This is a genomic window from Shewanella abyssi (assembly GCF_023284025.1).
Lineage (GTDB): Bacteria > Pseudomonadota > Gammaproteobacteria > Enterobacterales > Shewanellaceae > Shewanella > Shewanella abyssi.
The window spans coordinates 1-839 of sequence record NZ_JAKIKR010000125.1; the positions used below are offsets into that span (position 1 = coordinate 1).

Genomic DNA, 839 nt, shown 5'->3' on the forward strand with positions numbered 1-839 from the left:
GTTATGTCTAAGCGGTAAACCCTCCTATCTAACATAACTTCACCAACCAGCATTGAGTTGGCTCTGTCCAAATAAAATGCCTTAAGCCATTCAAGGCTTTATCAGCAAACGGTGAGAGACATTTTCGCCCCTCTACAGCCTCTAACCATGGTCAAAATGACGTTTACATAAGTTCAGCACTTAAGCATCAGCTTGCTAGTGCTGTTTATAACAGTAGAGAGCTAAGATAGGACTGCTGCCCCCTGTTAATGAAAAGCAAGCTACGACTATATTAGTTTTCTTAAGTGATGCCACTTGAGGCTGCAGTAATTAATGCTGTGATAGAAAACGAATAAAACTAAATGGCATAAAGAAAGAAGATAGGCGTTGGCTGCCCGAGGAGTTCTACACTAATGAACCTCGAACGTGTGACTAAAGCATGACTGAATAGATACAAATAGCAGAGTAATACAAAGAGCCGTTATTAGTGAGCGTATAGCTCCCGCTCAAAAAGCATAGACTAAGTATGGCCCATTACGTTAGTAACCATAATTCACTCTCGCAAGAAACTAAGCATGAGTGAAAGGCCCTTCCTTACATTGCATGTCGGCCACATTACTTTCATGCCAGCAATATAATAGCAGGCAATTAACTCTCTATTCGAGAAGCGTTAGACGCTTGAAATACCCAGCTTCAACATGGGCATATCAAGCACCGTTATCATGCCTATTGTATTAGCAATAAAGGTGGTTATACCAGTTACATTAACTAAGTTATCAATTCTGTCCACTCTCTTGAGCAGAGTTTCATTACGCATTTAGGTTCCATGATGAAGTCATTCCAAGCTCTCGTGCATTGTT

General features: G+C 40.8%; 1 protein-coding gene. It reads right to left on the reverse strand.

Features of this window, described 5'->3' with window-relative positions:
• Positions 1–649: 649 nt before the first annotated feature.
• Complete coding sequence (locus L2755_RS22015; RefSeq protein ID WP_248982760.1) at positions 650–796, reverse strand: hypothetical protein; 147 nt, start codon at positions 794–796, stop codon at positions 650–652.
• Positions 797–839: the final 43 nt, after the last annotated feature.